Origin of the sequence: Pseudomonas sp. LG1E9 (assembly GCF_003290225.1) — a bacterium.
Taxonomy (GTDB): Bacteria; Pseudomonadota; Gammaproteobacteria; order Pseudomonadales; family Pseudomonadaceae; genus Aquipseudomonas; species Aquipseudomonas cyclaminis.
Genome location: NZ_CP029983.1, coordinates 1,296,095 through 1,312,534, shown reverse-complemented (window position 1 = coordinate 1,312,534; position 16,440 = coordinate 1,296,095). Strand labels below are relative to the sequence as shown.

The 16,440-nt window shown below is 61.7% G+C and carries 13 protein-coding genes; 5 read left to right on the top strand and 8 right to left on the bottom strand.

What is annotated here, in order from left to right:
• Positions 1 to 113 precede the first annotated feature (113 nt).
• Positions 114 to 656: an oligoribonuclease gene (orn, locus tag DNK50_RS06170; RefSeq protein WP_099583682.1), complete on the bottom strand. Its 543-nt coding sequence runs from the start codon at positions 654 to 656 to the stop codon at positions 114 to 116.
• Between the two features lie 108 nt (positions 657 to 764).
• On the opposite strand from orn, the gene rsgA reads away from it, so the two are divergent.
• Positions 765 to 1,796: a small ribosomal subunit biogenesis GTPase RsgA gene (gene rsgA, locus DNK50_RS06165; RefSeq protein WP_003171340.1), complete on the top strand. Its 1,032-nt coding sequence runs from the start codon at positions 765 to 767 to the stop codon at positions 1,794 to 1,796.
• A gap of 78 nt (positions 1,797 to 1,874) precedes the next feature.
• On the opposite strand, the gene motB is transcribed toward rsgA, so the two are convergent.
• A complete protein-coding gene (gene motB, locus DNK50_RS06160; protein ID WP_099583684.1) occupies positions 1,875 to 2,891 on the bottom strand; it encodes a flagellar motor protein MotB in 1,017 nt (338 codons plus the stop codon).
• A 3-nt stretch (positions 2,892 to 2,894) separates the two neighbouring features.
• Positions 2,895 to 3,746: a flagellar motor stator protein MotA gene (gene motA / locus DNK50_RS06155; protein ID WP_099583685.1), complete on the bottom strand. Its 852-nt coding sequence runs from the start codon at positions 3,744 to 3,746 to the stop codon at positions 2,895 to 2,897.
• 167 nt (positions 3,747 to 3,913) lie between these two features.
• On the opposite strand from motA, the gene DNK50_RS06150 reads away from it, so the two are divergent.
• The 3 genes from DNK50_RS06150 to asd are packed head-to-tail and all read left to right on the top strand — an operon-like array spanning position 3,914 to position 7,198.
• Positions 3,914 to 5,449, top strand: coding sequence for an HDOD domain-containing protein (locus DNK50_RS06150; protein WP_099583888.1), 1,536 nt, complete (start codon positions 3,914 to 3,916; stop codon positions 5,447 to 5,449).
• 57 nt (positions 5,450 to 5,506) lie between these two features.
• Positions 5,507 to 6,322 (top strand): thiosulfate sulfurtransferase, encoded by an 816-nt coding sequence (gene rhdA / locus DNK50_RS06145; protein ID WP_112193115.1) that lies wholly within the window; start codon positions 5,507 to 5,509, stop codon positions 6,320 to 6,322.
• A gap of 15 nt (positions 6,323 to 6,337) precedes the next feature.
• Positions 6,338 to 7,198: an archaetidylserine decarboxylase gene (asd, locus tag DNK50_RS06140; RefSeq protein WP_112193114.1), complete on the top strand. Its 861-nt coding sequence runs from the start codon at positions 6,338 to 6,340 to the stop codon at positions 7,196 to 7,198.
• A 55-nt stretch (positions 7,199 to 7,253) separates the two neighbouring features.
• Here the strand turns inward: asd and serB are convergent, their stop codons facing one another.
• Positions 7,254 to 8,468, bottom strand: coding sequence for a phosphoserine phosphatase SerB (serB, locus tag DNK50_RS06135; protein ID WP_099583688.1), 1,215 nt, complete (start codon positions 8,466 to 8,468; stop codon positions 7,254 to 7,256).
• Between the two features lie 133 nt (positions 8,469 to 8,601).
• Between serB and DNK50_RS06130 the strand changes: the two genes are divergently transcribed.
• Complete coding sequence (locus tag DNK50_RS06130) at positions 8,602 to 10,128, top strand: AhpA/YtjB family protein (protein WP_099583689.1); 1,527 nt, start codon at positions 8,602 to 8,604, stop codon at positions 10,126 to 10,128.
• A 171-nt stretch (positions 10,129 to 10,299) separates the two neighbouring features.
• Here DNK50_RS06130 and DNK50_RS06125 read toward each other — a convergent pair whose 3' ends face one another.
• The 4 genes from DNK50_RS06125 to parE form a co-directional block, all read right to left on the bottom strand.
• Entirely contained in the window at positions 10,300 to 11,010 is a 711-nt protein-coding gene (locus tag DNK50_RS06125) for a membrane integrity-associated transporter subunit PqiC (RefSeq protein ID WP_177411506.1), read from the bottom strand.
• A 176-nt stretch (positions 11,011 to 11,186) separates the two neighbouring features.
• Positions 11,187 to 13,451, bottom strand: coding sequence for a DNA topoisomerase IV subunit A (parC, locus tag DNK50_RS06120; RefSeq protein WP_112193112.1), 2,265 nt, complete (start codon positions 13,449 to 13,451; stop codon positions 11,187 to 11,189).
• 73 nt (positions 13,452 to 13,524) lie between these two features.
• A complete protein-coding gene (locus DNK50_RS06115; RefSeq protein WP_099583692.1) occupies positions 13,525 to 14,520 on the bottom strand; it encodes an esterase-like activity of phytase family protein in 996 nt (331 codons plus the stop codon).
• Positions 14,520 to 16,424, bottom strand: a complete 1,905-nt coding sequence (parE, locus tag DNK50_RS06110) for a DNA topoisomerase IV subunit B (protein ID WP_099583693.1) — start codon at positions 16,422 to 16,424, stop codon at positions 14,520 to 14,522. Before parE ends, DNK50_RS06115 begins: the two co-directional genes overlap by 1 nt.
• Between the last annotated feature and the right edge of the window lie 16 nt (positions 16,425 to 16,440).

Sequence of the window (16,440 nt, the reverse complement as noted above, 5' to 3'; positions counted from 1 at the left end):
TTGGCGATGATATTTATCGGGAGGAATGCGGCGACGGTAGTGGGGCCGCTACGCAGCCCAACGCGGGACAAGCCCGCTCACCACAGGAAGCCCGGACACGGTAAGAAACCGTTTCAAGCCTTGATGAAGTGCTTGCGGTAATGCTGCAACTCGGCGATCGACTCGCGAATATCGTCCAGCGCCAAATGGGTGCTGCCTTTGTGGAAGCTGTCTTTGACTTCCGGCGCCCAACGCGCGGCCAGTTCCTTCAAGGTCGACACATCCAGGTTGCGGTAGTGGAAGTAGCTTTCCAGCTCCTTCATGTGGGTATAAAGAAAGCGGCGGTCCTGGCAGATGCTGTTGCCGCAGATCGGCGATTTGCCCTTGGGCACCCACTTTTCCAGGAAGGCGATGGTTTCGGCTTCGGCCTCGGCCATGCTGATGCGGCTGTCGCGCACACGCTGGGTCAGGCCGGAGTTGCCGTGGGTGCGGGTGTTCCACTCGTCCATGGTGGCGAGAACGGCGTCGCTGTGGTGGATGGCGATCACCGGACCTTCGGCCAAGGTGTTGAGGTTGCTGTCGGTGACAATGGTCGCCATCTCGATGATGACGTCGGTGTCGGGGTTCAGACCGGTCATTTCCAGATCGATCCAAATCAGGTTCTGTGGGTTTTGCATGGCTTGATTCTCTTGGCACCTTGGCGTAGCTGCGCAGTTTAGCAGGCGGGGCCGTGCTAGACTCGCGACCGTTTTACCCAACCTTTGCATTATCAACACGGAACACCAATGGCCAAACGCCAGCTCAACCGTCGCCAAAACTGGCGCATCGAAAAGATTCAAGGCGAACGCGCCGCTCGCGCCGCCAAACGTGAATCCTCCGCCGTGGAAGCGCTTGAGGGCGGCGACCTGGGCCCCGAGCAAACGGGCCTGGTGATCGCGCACTTTGGTGTGCAGGTCGAAGTCGAGGCGCTGGAAGGCGAACTGGCAGGCTCTGTGTCCCGCTGCCATTTGCGCGCAAACCTGCCGGCGCTGGTCACCGGCGACAAGGTCGTGTGGCGTGCAGGCAACCAGGGCATCGGCGTGATCGTCGCCCAGCTGCCGCGCACCACCGAACTGCGCCGGCCCGACAGCCGCGGCCAGCTCAAGCCGGTAGCGGCCAACGTCGACATGATCGTGATCGTGTTCGCGCCGCTGCCCGAGCCCCATGCCAACCTGATCGATCGCTACCTTGTAGCCGCCGAGCACGCCGGCATTCGCCCGCTGTTGCTGCTGAACAAATTCGACCTGATCGACGAGCAGAACGCTCCGGCGCTCAATGCCTTACTGGCAGTCTACCGAACCCTGGGTTACCCGGTGCTGGAAGTCTCGGCTCACCACGGTAACGGCATGGAACAGCTGCAACAGCAGTTGGACGGGCGCATCAGTGTGTTTGTCGGCCAGTCCGGCGTGGGCAAGTCATCGCTGGTCAACAGCTTGCTGCCGGAAGTCGACACCCGTGTCGGCCCGCTGTCGGAACTGTCCGGCCAGGGCACCCACACCACCACCACCGCGCGACTGTTTCACTTCCCCGGCGGCGGTGAGCTGATCGACTCCCCTGGCATCCGTGAATTCGGCTTGGGCCACGTCAGCCGCAGCGATGTGGAAGCGGGCTTCATCGAGTTCAACGACCTGATCGGTACCTGCCGTTTTCGCGATTGCAAGCATGATCGCGAGCCGGGCTGTGCGTTGCTCAAGGCCTTGGAAGATGGGCGCGTGCAGCAGCAGCGGATGAACAGCTATCGGTCGATTATTGCGAGTCTCCCGGAGAGCAGTTACTGACCCTGGTGGCGAGCAAGCTTACTTGCAGGGCAGAAACAAAAAGGCCGCGATCATCGCGGCCTTTTTGTATGTGCTGTCTTAGGAACCCGCCTTAGGCACCGTAGGATCCTTCATCCCACCATCATCAAACAGGTTCAGCTTCTGCCGCAGTTCGTGGGCCGGCAACGGCTCCTGCCCCGGCGGGATGGCGTTCGGGTCAGTCGGCACTTCGCCGGGTGCGCCCGCGCCTGGGGTTGGCACAACGGGCGGCTGATCACCTTCAATCGCACGCTGGGCCTTTTTGGTCAGCACCACGATGTCGATACGCCGGTTGATCGGATTGAACGGATCCTTGGGCTCGAACAGCTGCGAGGAGGCAAAACCCACCACGCGCGCCACTTGCGGATCGGGGTAGCTGCCTGCCACCAACGCACGGCGGGCGGCGTTGGCGCGGTTGGCCGAGAGTTCCCAGTTGCCGAAATCACCCTGGCCGGCATACGGCTTGGCGTCGGTGTGGCCGCTGATGCTGATCTTGTTCGGCACCGCCTTGATGGTGTCAGCCATGGCCAGCAGGATGTCTTCGAAGTAAGGCTTGAGCCGCGCGCTGCCGGAATCGAACATCGGCCGGTTGGCGGCATCGGTAATCTGGATGCGCAGGCCTTCGGGCGTGATCTCGAACGAGATCTGATCCTTGAATTTGAGCAGCTGCGGATTTTCATCCACCTTGGTCTGCAACTCTTGCAGCAACAACTCCAGGCGTTCCTGCTCGACCTGCTCGGCCATGCTCTCGACCGTGTCACGCTCGATCGGGATTTTTTCCTGCGGGGCCTCGGTCTTGACCTCTGGGTTGATGGTGCGCTCAGGCGCCAACTGCGGCGAGCCGCCCAGGTCGATCACAAACGGCGTACCACTTTCCGAGAAGCCAATCGGGTCTTTGAAGTAACCGGCGATGGCGATCTTCTGTTCGGGCGTGGCGGTAGACATCAGCCACAGCACCAGGAAGAACGCCATCATCGCCGTCGCAAAGTCGGCGAAGGCGATTTTCCAGGCGCCACCATGGTGCCCCGCAGCGAAGCGCTTGACGCGCTTGATGATTATCGGCTGGTTGTTTTCCATGGCTTAGCGACCGCGAACCGCTTGTTCCAGCTCGGCGAAGCTTGGGCGATGCTTCGGGTACAACACCTTGCGACCGAACTCGACCGCCAGCGATGGCGGCATGCCGGACGCGGACGCTACCAGGCTGGCCTTGATCGATTCGTACAGATTGATTTCTTCCTTGGCATCGTGAGCCAGGGAGGTGGCCAGCGGGCCGAAGAAACCATAGGCCGCGAGAATACCGAAGAACGTACCCACCAGCGCCGCACCTACGTGCATGCCGATGGCCGCTTGGTCACCTTCGCCCAGGGATGCCATGGTCACCACGATACCGAGCACCGCCGCAACAATACCGAAGCCAGGCATGCCGTCGGCGATGCCGGTCACGGCGTGGGAAGGGTGTTCCAGCTCTTCTTTAAGGCTGAACAATTCCATGTCGAACAGGCCTTCCAGCTCGTGGGGGGCCATGTTGCCGGAGGACATGATGCGCAGGTAGTCGCAGATATAGGCGGTCATGCGCTCATCTTTGAGCACGGCCGGGTATTTGGCGAAAATCGGGCTGGCGGCGGCGTCCTCGATGTCGGCCTCGATGGCCATCATGCCTTCGCGGCGGCTCTTGTTGAGGATCTCGTACACCAGGCCCAGCACTTCCAGGTAGAAGGTGTGGGTAAAGCGCGAACCGAACATGGCCAGCGATTTCTTGACCACGTGCATGGTCATGTAGCCGGGGTTGGCCTGCAGGAAGGCGCCCAGTGCCGCACCACCAATGATCAGCACTTCGAAAGGCTGGATCAGTGCCGCAATTTTACCGTGGGACAGGACGTACCCGCCGAGCACGCTCGCGAAGACGACGATGATGCCGATAATTTTAGCCATAGGAGATGAGTACTTGCGCCGTCGGGTTCATGGACATATTTGGGGGAACTGGAAAACTCTTGTTCCTCTTATCGGCAAAACTGCGCCAGACTATAGCCCGTTAAGGCGAAAAGCCAGTTCGGCCCGCTCCGGGCGTGTTGACCGCAAGTGATGATCGCGCCCCAATCATGGCTAATGAAACGACAGTCCCATCTGTAAGACCCTCCTCTCTCGCCGCTTGGATCAAGCGTCTGGACGACGTACTGCTGCCCGTTCCTCAGGCCAGCCATGACCGAGTGTGCAAAGCCATCCGCGACAGTCGCAGTTCGTTGCGAGATATTGCCGAACTGATGCAGAACAGCCCCGCCCTGGTGCTCAGCGTGATGCGCGAGGCCAACAGCCACACCCATGGCAGCCTGGCGGAACCGGCGGAAAACCTTGAAGTGGCGCTTAACCGCCTGGGCCTCAAGCGCGCCGAAGAACTGCTCGCACGCCTGCCCTCGTTGCCCGCTCAAGAGATTCCCGTGGCATTGCGCCAGCTGCTGCTGGTGAGCCAGCACGCGTCGCAGCAGGCCAACGGCTTGTTCGGCAGCCGCCTGGCGCGGCTCTGGCAGGACATTCACTGGGGCAGCCTGCTGTTTCTGTCGCCGCTGTGGCCGATGGCCGTTGCCTACCCCAAACTGCTTGAAGAGTGGGAACTGCGCGTCATCCACAAAGGCGAGCCTGCACGCAAGGTCGAGCAGGAACTGTTCGGCGTACGCCTGCTGGACCTGTGCCTGGGCCTGACCGAAGCCTGGCACCTGCCGATCTGGGTATCCCAGGGCTATACCCTGTTGCTGCGCGAACAACGTTTGCTGGTCAAGGCGCTGCATATCGCCCGCGAAGACGACCCGTTGCGCCACCAGCAATTGCTCGACGCCGAACCCAATCTGCGTCGCTGGCTGAACCAGCCGGCCAATACCGTGCTGCTGGCCAATGGCCTGGCGATGTCGGCCCAGGAGTCCTGGACCTGCCCGCACACCCAACGCTGGCAATACCTCACCGCCCTGTACCTGCAACAGCCCTTGGCAGAGGTGCAGCAACACTCTCATCAACAAGCCGTGACCAGCGCCCGCACCGCCCTGATGCCCGACCTCTGGCACCCGGCGCTGTCGCTGATCTGGCCGTGGCACGTACAGAAGATCCATCGCGGCCTGCTGCCGGCGCCGCCACCGACTGCCGAGGCCCTGGCCGTTTGGCGCAACCGCTGCACCGAACTGCTCGTAGAGCCGAGCCGCTTTGCCAATGCCATGCATTTGACCACCTGCGCCAAGGAAGCCCTGGTGGCCAGTGGCATGCAGCGTGTCCTGTTGTTCATGGCCGATCGCGCCCTGAGCACCTTGCGTGTACACCAGGCCGACGGCCTGCCCAAAGACGCCGCCAACCTGAGCCTTGATGTGGTCAACAGCACGCTGCTGCAACGCCTGCTGGAAAAATCCGCCCAAGTGCGCCTGACGCCGGACAACCACGCGCAGTTCTCGGCCTTGCTGCCGCCGATCCTGCGCCGCCTGTTCACCGGTGAACACCTGCTGTTGCGCTCGATGAGCTGCAATGGCCGCGTGGTGATGGTGATGGTCGCCGACCAGGGCGGCGGGCCGTTCTCGGAAACCACCGTGCAGGCCTTCGGCAAAACCGCCCAATGCATCGAGAAAGCCCTGCACAGCTTTACCAACCGCAGCGCCTGATGCTTGCGCTACAATCGCCGTCCTTTATCGCCAACATTTGTGCCCAGGAGACCTCACATGCCTGACTTCTCTGGCTTGCCGCTGGTGATCGAATCCAGCGACCTGCTCGGCAGACTGGATGCCGAGCACCTGATTCTGGTGGACCTCACCAGCGCCGCCCGCTACGCCGAAGGGCATATCCCCGGCGCGCATTTCGTTGACCCCAAGCGCACCCAACTGGGCCAGCCGCCGGCACCCGGCCTGCTGCCCAATAAAGCCGACCTGGAAAAACTCTTCGGCGAACTGGGCCACACGCCCGACGCCACCTACGTGGTGTACGACGACGAAGGCGGCGGCTGGGCCGGGCGTTTTATCTGGCTGCTCGACGTGATCGGCCACCAGAAATATCACTACCTCGATGGCGGCCTGCTGGCGTGGCTGGAAGATAAGCACCCTGTTTCCACTGATGTCCCAGCTCCGATCGGCGGCCCGGTCAGCCTCACGTTGCACGACGGCCCCACCGCGACCCGCGAATACCTGCAAAGCCGTCTCGGCGCGGCCGACCTGGGCATCTGGGACGCACGCGGCCCGCTGGAGTACTCCGGTGAAAAGGTGCTTGCCGCCAAAGGCGGGCACATCCCCGGCGCGGTGAATTTCGAGTGGACCGCCGGCATGGACAAGGCACGCAACCTGCGTATCCGCCGCGACATGCCGCAAATCCTCGAAGACCTCGGGCTGACGAAAGATAAAGAAATCATCACCCACTGCCAGACTCACCACCGCTCTGGCTTCACCTACCTGGTGGCCAAGGCGCTCGGTTATCCGCGAGTCAAAGGTTATGCCGGTTCCTGGGGCGAATGGGGCAACCACCCCGACACCCCCGTTGAGATTTAAGGTTTAAGGACAGTTATGAAAAAGCAGTTGTTTATCCTCAGCCAGTACTTGCTGCCGCACCACCTGCTGTCGCGACTGGCGGGCTGCATTGCCGAGTGCCGCGTGCGTTGGTTCAAGAATGCATTCACTAGCTGGTTCGCCAAGCGCTACCAAGTGGATATGTCTCAAGCGTTGGTTGAAGACGTGACCGCCTACGAGCACTTCAACGCCTTCTTCACCCGCGCCCTCAAGGATGGCGCGCGCCCACTGGACCCAACTCCAGGCGCGGTGCTCAGCCCGGCCGACGGTGCGGTCAGCCAGCTCGGACCGATTGAACATGGTCGTGTGTTCCAGGCTAAAGGCCATAGCTTCAGCGTGCTGGAGTTGCTGGGTGGTGATGCGGCTGTAGCAGCACCGTTCATGGGCGGGGATTTTGCGACAGTTTATCTATCACCCAAGGACTACCACCGCGTGCACATGCCACTGGCCGGCACCCTGCGGGAAATGGTCTATATTCCGGGCCGCATCTTCTCGGTCAACCAGACCACCGCCGAAAATGTGCCGGAGCTGTTTGCGCGTAACGAGCGCGTTGCCTGCATCTTCGACACCGAGCGTGGTCCGATGGCCGTGGTGTTGGTGGGTGCGATGATCGTCGCGTCGATTGAAACCGTATGGGCTGGCCTGGTAACACCACCGAAGCGCGAGCTGAAAACCTTCCGCTACGACGAAGCCGCACGTGCGCCGATTCACCTGGAGAAAGGCGCGGAGCTAGGCCGCTTCAAGCTGGGTTCGACCGCGATCGTGCTGTTCGGGCCGGATCAGGTTAAGTGGTCTGAAGAACTGCTGGCGGGTTCGCCTGTGCAGATGGGTCAAGGCATCGCACTGCCGAAAGCGTAATTCCAGAGCTGTAAAGATCCAATGTGGGAGGGGGCAATCCCCCTCCCACACTCATTTACAGCTGACCGTCGCGGTCGCGAAAGCCCAGCAGATACAGCACGCCATCCAACCCCAACGTCGAAATCGCCTGCTTGGCCGATTGCTTGACCAACGGCTTGGCACGGAACGCTACACCCAAGCCGGCAATCGCCAGCATCGGCAAGTCATTCGCGCCGTCGCCGACCGCAATGGTCTGCTCCAGACGCAAGCCTTCCTTGTGGGCCAACTCCTTCAGCAGATCCGCTTTGCGCTGTGCGTCGACAATCGGCTCCACCGCCACGCCCGTCACCTTGCCATCCACCACTTCCAGCTCATTGGCGAACACATAGTCGATGCCCAACTTGGCCTGCAATTGCTTGGCGAAGTAGGTGAAGCCGCCGGACAGGATTGCAGTCTTGTAGCCCAGGCGCTTGAGTTCGGCGAACAGGGTTTCGGCGCCTTCAGTCAGGCGTAGCGAGGCACCGATAGAGTCCAGCACGCTGACATCCAGGCCTTTGAGCAGCGCCAGACGTTCTTTGAAACTGGCGCGAAAGTCCAGCTCCCCGGCCATGGCGCGCTCGGTGATCGCCGAAACCTGCTCACCCACGCCCGCGGCCTTGGCCAGTTCGTCGATGACTTCCGCTTCGATCAGCGTGGAGTCCATGTCGAACACCGCCAGGCGACGGTTGCGACGGAACAGCGAGTCTTCCTGGAAGGCGATGTCGACATTCAGCTCCTGGGCCACGCTGAGGAATTCGGCGCGCAGGGCCTGCGGATCGGCCGGTTCGCCGCGCACGGAGAACTCGATGCAGCCCTTGCCTTGGTCAGCAGGCGTGTCCAGGGGCATGCGGCCCGACAGACGGTCGATATGGTCGATATTAAGGCCGTACTGCGCCGTGATCGAGCTGACGCGCTGCAGTTGTTCGGCGGTGACCTTACGGGTCAGCAACGTGACGATATGGCGCTTCTTGCCCTGGCCGGCCACCCAGTGCCGGTAATCCTCTTCGGATACCGGGGTGAAACGCACCTGTTGGTCGAGCTTGTACGCGGTAAAGAGGATGTCCTTGAGCACTGACGAGGCCTGCTCGGTGCTAGGGATTTCCACCAGGATGCCGAACGACAGGGTGTCGTGGATCACCGCCTGGCCGATGTCGAGAATGTTCACACCACCCTGGGCCAGCACACCGGTAATGGCAGCGGTAAGACCCGGACGGTCTTCGCCAGTGATGTTAATCAGGACAATTTCGCGCAAGGCGCACCCCCAGGCTGGAAAAAAACCGCATTCTACCCACTTTCAGTGACCATCGGGCACAGCCAGCGCTTTGCCGGTCTTGGGCCTGTCGCTATACTGCGCGTCAACTTCACGGACCGAGAGCCGAGCGCAAGTGAACCGGCCCACGCCAGTAAAAACCGATAACTTCTTCCTGCTGATCTTCCGGGCACTGCGCCACCGCCGTGTACCGATCGCATTACGCATCGCCAGCCATAACGTGATCCTGGTCGCCCTGGCCCTGGTGATCTATGCCTGTGTGATGGGTTTGCAGTTCAAACAGGCCATGCACGAGCAAGCCGACGCCCTGGGCGAGAGCCTGACCACCCAGACCGCCACCTCGGCGACTGAGCTGTTGGTGTCCAACGACATCCTCAGCCTCAACGTGCTGCTCAACAACCTGACCAAAAACCCGCTGGTGGCCCACGCCGCGATCTACAGCGTGGACAACCGCATCATGGCCGAAGCCGGGCAGCGCCCGAAAAACGGCCTGCTGGGTGAAGCCGAAGGTCTGTACCAGAGCAACATTACATTCCAGGATGTGAAGGCCGGCCAACTGCGCATCAGCCTGGACATGCAGCAATTCCAGCAGCCGATGACCATCAGCCTGCAAAGCATGGGCATCCTCAGCGCGATCCTGCTGGCACTGGCACTGGCCTTGAGCCTGCGCCTGGGCCGGCATATCTCCACGCCCTTGATGCAACTGCGCATCTGGCTGCGGGATATCGACGAACACACCCCGGCCACCGACCGCCAGGATGAGATCGGTGACCTCGCCCGCCAATTGCACGCCAGCTTCGCGCCGGAGCCAGCGCCCAAGGCTGAGCCGGAACCTGAGTTCGACGACACCGATTACGACGACGAGCCAGAGTTTGAAGTGCGCAACCTGCGAGATCCAGGCTTCGATGAAAGCGCGCCGGTGGCAGGTCTCAAACCCGCTACACGCAAGGTAATCCAGGCCGAAGAAGACGAGCTGGACGACGAAGACCCCTTCGCCGACCTGCGCGACACCTCGGTCAGCAGCCCGGCCATCGCGCCCAAGCCGGTACCGGCAAGGAACACCGAGCCCCAGCACAGCGCCGTACTGGCCGTGCAACTCGGTGCCCAGGACCAACTGCGCCGCCTGCCCCGCGCACGCCTGACCGAATTGCTGGAACGTTATCGCGATTGCCTCGACCAGGCCGCCTCGCTGTACCAGAGCGAACTGCACACCCTGAACGATGGCAGTACGCTGATGCTGTTCCACAGCGAAGACAGCGGCGAAGACTACCTGACCAACGCCATCTGCTGCGGCGAGTTGCTGCGCGCCCTGGGCCATGCCCTGCAGATCGAAGTGGCGGACAGTGGCATCACCCTGCAACTGCAACTTGGCTTGACGGTAGGTGACGACCTGTTCGGCATGAGCCAGATCGATCTGCTGCTGACCGAGATCGCCCAGGACGCCCTGGCCCTGTCGCAACACAGCCGCAACCTGCTGCTGGTGGAGCGCAAGATCAGTGAGGACACGCTGATCCGCCAACGCGCCCGCATCCGCCCAATTGCGAGCCCTGAAGGCGCAAGCTGTGTGGAGCGGCTGATGGAGCCGTACCCGTCGATGCTGGAACGCCAATTGGCGCGGATGCACGAGACCCGCAAGCCCTGAAGAACACTGCAGGGCTAATGTGGGGGGGGCTTGCCCCCGATAGCGGTGGTTCAGTTAATGATGTGCCAACTGATACTCAGCCATCGGGGGCAAGCACCCCTCCCACATTTAATCGCACACAAATAAAAAGGCCCGCTGAATGAGCGGGCCTTTTTATTTGTGCGATTCAGATCAGAACCTGAACACTTCCATATCCGTACGGATCGGCGTAGCCATCGGCATTTTAGGCTTCTGCGGTTCTGCTGGCCTGGCCTGCACCGCCGGGGCTTGCTTGCGCGGCGCCTCGGCAATCGGCGGCTGGTTGGCCAATGGCTTGAGGGCCACCGACAACTGCTGCGCCAGGTTCTGCAACAACACGCCCTGGGCCTGGACCTGCGACGCGGTAGTACCGGCGTGCTGCTCCTGCAAATGCACGATGCGGCTGTCGCGCACCTGGCCACGACGGTCGATCAAGCGCCACTGCGCATCGAGGATCGCCGGTTGCGAAGTCCCTGAATCCAGCCGCGTAATGGTCAGTAAAACCTGCACATCCGGCGAAAAACCGGCGGGCGCAGGTGAGAGGACCACACGCTGGCTGTCCAGATGACCGGCTACCTGGCGCAGCATCAGCTGGTTGATGTCGGACGACAAACTGCCCGCCCAACGACCATCGGTGGAACCTTGCAGGCTGCCGTCGTTCTGACGTTGCAGCAGGGTTTCGCGTTGCAGGTAGTCGGCGACAACCACCGGGCCCAGCAGAACCGCCATACCCGCACTTTGTGCGGGTTGCGCCGGACTTCCGCTGTCCAGCTGGTACAGCGACACCGGTTGGTGTGTGCTGCAACCCGCCAGCCCCAAAAGGCCAGCGAGCATCAAAAATAGAGGAAGGCGTGGAGCAGTCATCATCCCATCCAGGTGGCTGCCACAAGGCGAACCACAATGTAATACTAAAAATAACCTAAACACGCTCGGCCACGCCGGCGCTGGAAAGGCCATATCATCCGTGAATATGCGCCGTGACTCCAGCGCCAAAGCGTCGATCTACGCTTTAAATCGTAGATCGAGGGCTCTAGTACGCCTTAAACGGGCGTTTCCACCAGCAATGCGTCTACCCGCTGGAAACCTCGCGGCAGTTTATTACCACGCCGGCCACGCTCGCCCTTGTAGTGCTCAAGGTCATCGGGACGCAGCGACAGCGTGCGTTTACCGGCCTGAAGTACCAAAGTAGCGCCCTCCGGGATCACTGCGATGTCGGTCACGTACTCTTCGCGACTGGCCACCCGCTCCCCTGGAATACCAATAATCTTGTTGCCCTTGCCTTTGCCCAGTTGCGGCAGATCGCTGATCTTGAACACCAGCAAGCGCCCTTCGGTAGTCACCGACGCCAGCCAATTGCTCTCACGGTCATCCACCGGCCGCGGCAAGATCACCTTGGCGTTGTTCGGCAGGCTCAACAGCGCCTTGCCCGCCTTGTTCTTGGCCTGCAGGTCTTCACCCTTGACCACAAACCCGTAACCGGCGTCGGAGGCAATGACATACAGCGAGTCATCATCCGGCAGCAGCACGCATTCAAAATTCGCCCCTGGCGGCGGCGTCAGACGCCCGGTCAACGGCTCGCCCTGCCCCCGCGCGGAAGGCAAGGTGTGCGCCGGCACCGAATAGCTGCGCCCCGTGGAGTCGATAAACACCGCAAACTGGTTGGAACGCCCGGCTGCGGCGGTTTTAAAGCCATCACCCGCTTTGTAAGACAGGCCAGTGGCGTCAATATCATGCCCTTTGGCTGAACGAACCCAACCCTTTTCCGACAGAACGACGGTAATTTTCTCGTTAGGCAGCAGTTCGGTTTCTGTCAGCGCCTTGGCTTCAGCGCGCTGCACGATTGGCGAACGACGGTCATCGCCATAGGTTTCGGCGTCTTTGATCAGCTCGCTGCGCACCAGCTTTTTCAGCTTGGCTTCGCTGCCCAGCAGGGCTTGCAGCTTGGCTTGTTCCTTGAGCAACGCGTCCTGTTCGTCACGTAGCTTCATCTCTTCCAGTCGCGCCAATTGACGCAAGCGGGTGTCGAGGATGTAGTCAGCCTGGATCTCGCTCAGCTCGAAGCGCGCAATCAACTCGGCTTTCGGGTGCTCGGCGGTACGGATGATGTGGATCACTTCATCCAGGTTGAGATAGGCGATCAGCAAGCCATCCAACAGGTGCAGGCGGCGTTCGACCTTGTCCAGGCGGAATTGCAGGCGGCGACGAACGGTCTGTACCCGGAACTCCAGCCACTCCACCAGCAGGTTGCGCAGGTTTTTCAGCTGTGGCTTGCCGTCCAGGCCAATGATGTTGACGTTGACCCGGTAGCTGGACTCAAGGTCCGTGCTGGCGAACAGGTGCTGCATCAGCACTTCGTGATCGACCCGGCTGTTGGTCGGAATGATCACGATGCGGCATGGGTTTTCGTGGTCGGACTCATCACGCAGGTCGGCGACCTGAGGCAGTTTCGACGGTTTGGCCTGCATCAGCGCGGCGATCTGCTCCAGCACCTTGGCGCCGGACACCTGGTGCGGCAGCGCGGTGACAATAATGTCGCCGTCCTCGATGTGGTAGACGGCGCGCATGCGCACCGAGCCCTTGCCGGTTTCGTACATCTTCAGCAGGTCGGCACGCGGCGTGATGATTTCCGCTTCGGTCGGGTAATCCGGACCCTGGATATGCTCGCAGAGCTGCTCGACCGTAGCTTTTGGCTCATCCAGCAAACGCACGCAAGCCGTGGCGACTTCCCGCAGGTTGTGCGGCGGTACGTCGGTGGCCATGCCAACCGCAATACCGGTGGTGCCATTGAGCAGGATATTCGGCAAACGTGCAGGCAACACCAGAGGCTCGTCCAGAGTGCCGTCAAAGTTCGGGCCCCAATCCGCAGTGCCCTGGCCGAGTTCGCTGAGCAGCACTTCCGAGTAACGCGACAAACGCGCTTCGGTGTAACGCATGGCGGCGAAGGACTTGGGATCATCCGGCGCGCCCCAGTTACCCTGACCATCTACCAGCGTGTAGCGGTAGCTGAACGGCTGCGCCATCAGCACCATGGCTTCATAGCAGGCCGAGTCGCCGTGGGGGTGGAACTTACCCAGCACGTCACCGACGGTACGCGCCGACTTCTTGTGCTTGGAATCGGCATCCAGGCCCAGCTCGCTCATGGCGTAGATGATGCGCCGCTGCACAGGCTTGAGGCCGTCGCCGATATGCGGCAAGGCACGGTCCATGATCACGTACATGGAGTAGTTGAGGTAGGCATTTTCGGTGAAGTCAGCCAGCGACCGGCGCTCTACGCCGTCTAAGCTGTCTGCGAGGATGTCACTCATGCGGGCCTCATCATTGTTTGGTAAGGCGCAGCGGAAATGCCGCTGCGCCGGGTCAATTCAAGTGTTTGATCATTCACGGCTGGGCACTCCAGCCGCCGACCGGGGCGGCAAAACGATAGACCACCGGGCGTTTTTCACCATCGGCGCGGGGGCCGAAGTTGTTGTCGATACCCAGCCATGCGCCCTCAGCGTCCACCACCAGGGCTTCAGCCAGGCCATAGGGCTGGGCGTAACGCCGCTCGGGCGTCAGGGTTTCGTCGGCAAACGACCAGCACAGCTCAACCTTGGCCGTGACCGCATCGCGGCGGCAAATCTGGAACGCGTTGCGCTCCAGGGTGAACAGCTTGCCGTTGAACAGGGAAAGATCAGCGAAATCCTTGGACACAGCCTTGGCGTCGGTGAACTTGGCCGGCTGTACTTCCTGGCCGGCCTCACTCAACAACACGCACGCGCCGTCACAATCCCACAGGCTTTGCGGGCGCTTGATGGAAATCAAGCCGCGCCGCTCGCGCTCCGCCGCCAACCAGATCTGATTGCCTTGCGGGTTCACCGCCAAGCCTTCGAACAAGGCATTGAAGTGCAGCAACATGCCACTGGCCCGCGCTTCACGCACCATGCCTGGGGCAATCTTCAGCCATTCAGGCGCGCCCGTGACCGGCACCTGCAGCACCGCCGCATGGGCTTCACTGACGATGTAGCGATTACCGGCGGCATCGCAGCTGATTCCTTCAAAATCCAGGTCGCCACCGCGAATGAACGAAGCAGCCTTGGTGCGCGAACGCAGCCCCCACGGCAGGCCGGATTCCGGCACGGGCGGGACATCGATTTTCAGCGTTTCGGCCTGCCAGGTCGGCGCGCTGATATCCAGGCGGTAGATCTGGTCGTCGTCACGGTCGGAAACCGTCCACAACTCCTTGCCGCACATAGCCAGACCCGACAGGTTGCCGCCGCGCATGCCGTCCACCGGGTGCTCGGACACGAGCTTGAGCTCTGCCACGGGCGCAGCCACCACCGGGGTGGCCGCCAGCCCGCTCAACATCAGGATCGCCAGGGCGACGCCTGTGCGCATCAGCCCAGCACCTCGGCCAGGTTGCCTTTGGATTCCAGCCACGCCTTACGATCCGGCGCACGCTTCTTCGCCAGCAGCATGTCCATCATTTCCGAAGTGCCGGCGTAGTCTTCCAGGGTCAACTGCACCAGGCGCCGGGTGTTCGGGTCCATGGTGGTTTCACGCAATTGCGGCGGGTTCATTTCGCCCAGGCCCTTGAATCGCGTGACCTGTGGCTTGCCGCGCTTCTTCTCGGCAACCAGGCGGTCGAGGATGCCGTCGCGCTCGGCTTCGTCCAGGGCATAGAAAATCTCCTTGCCCAGGTCAATGCGATACAGCGGCGGCATGGCGACGTAGACGTGACCGGCATCCACCAGCGGGCGGAAGTGCTGTACGAACAGCGCACAGAGCAATGTAGCGATGTGCAGGCCGTCGGAGTCGGCGTCGGCGAGGATGCAGATCTTGCCGTAGCGCAGTTGGGCGATATCCGCCGAACCTGGGTCGACACCAATGGCCACGGCGATGTTGTGCACTTCCTGGCTAGCCAAGACTTCACTGCCGTCGACTTCCCAGGTGTTGAGGATCTTGCCGCGCAACGGCAGGATCGCCTGGAATTCCTTGTCCCGCGCTTGCTTGGCGGAACCGCCGGCGGAATCACCTTCCACCAGGAACAGCTCGGAACGCATCGGATCCTGCCCGGCGCAATCGGCCAGTTTGCCGGGCAATGCCGGGCCCTGGGTGATGCGCTTGCGCTCGACCTTCTTGCTGGCCTTGAGGCGACGGCCGGCGTTGTTGATCGCCAGTTCGGCCAGGGCCAGGCCCAGCTCAGGATGCTCGTTGAGCCACAGGCTGAAGGCATCCTTGACCACACCGGAGACAAATGCTGCCGCCTCACGGGACGACAGACGCTCTTTGGTCTGCCCGGAGAACTGTGGCTCCTGCATCTTCATCGACAGCACGAACGCGATGCGCTCCCACACGTCTTCCGGCGCCAGCTTTACACCACGCGGCAGCAGGCTGCGGTATTCGCAGAATTCGCGCATGGCATCCAGCAGCCCCTGGCGCAAACCATTGACGTGGGTGCCGCCCTGGGCGGTGGGGATCAGGTTGACGTAGCTTTCCTGCACACTGTCGCCGCCCTCGGGCAACCACAGCAGCGCCCAGTCGACCGCTTCTTTATTACCGGCCAGGCTGCCGCAGAACGGCTCGTTTGGCAGGCGTTCGAAGTCGCTGACGGAATCTTCCAGGTAAGAGCGCAGGCCGTCCTCAAAGTGCCATTCGACCTTCTCGCCAGTGCCTTTGTCTTCAAAGGTCACCAGCAGGCCCGGGCACAACACGGCCTTGGCCTTGAGCACATGCTTGAGGCGGCTGATGGAGAACTTCGGCGAATCGAAGTATTTCGGGTCCGGCGCAAAGTACACGCTGGTGCCGGTATTGCGTTTGCCCACGGTGCCGATCACTTCCAGGTCGGTGGCTTTGTAGCCATCGGCGAAGGTCATCTGGTACTCGTTGCCATCGCGCTTGACCTTGACCCGCACCAGCGTCGACAGGGCGTTGACCACGGAAATACCCACACCGTGCAAGCCACCGGAGAACTGGTAGTTCTTGTTGGAGAACTTGCCGCCTGCGTGCAGCTTGGTGAGGATCAGCTCGACGCCCGACACGCCCTCTTCCGGGTGAATGTCCACCGGCATGCCGCGACCATCGTCGGACACTTCCAGGGAGTGGTCAGCGTGGAGAATGACGTGCACCGACTTGGCGTGCCCGGCCAAGGCTTCGTCGACGCTGTTGTCGATGACTTCCTGGGCAAGGTGGTTCGGCCGACTGGTGTCGGTGTACATGCCGGGGCGTTTGCGCACCGGGTCGAGGCCCGAGAGGACTTCGATGGCGTCGGCGTTATAAGAGCTAGCGCTGGGAGTGGCCATGGGGTCTCGTCGTGAG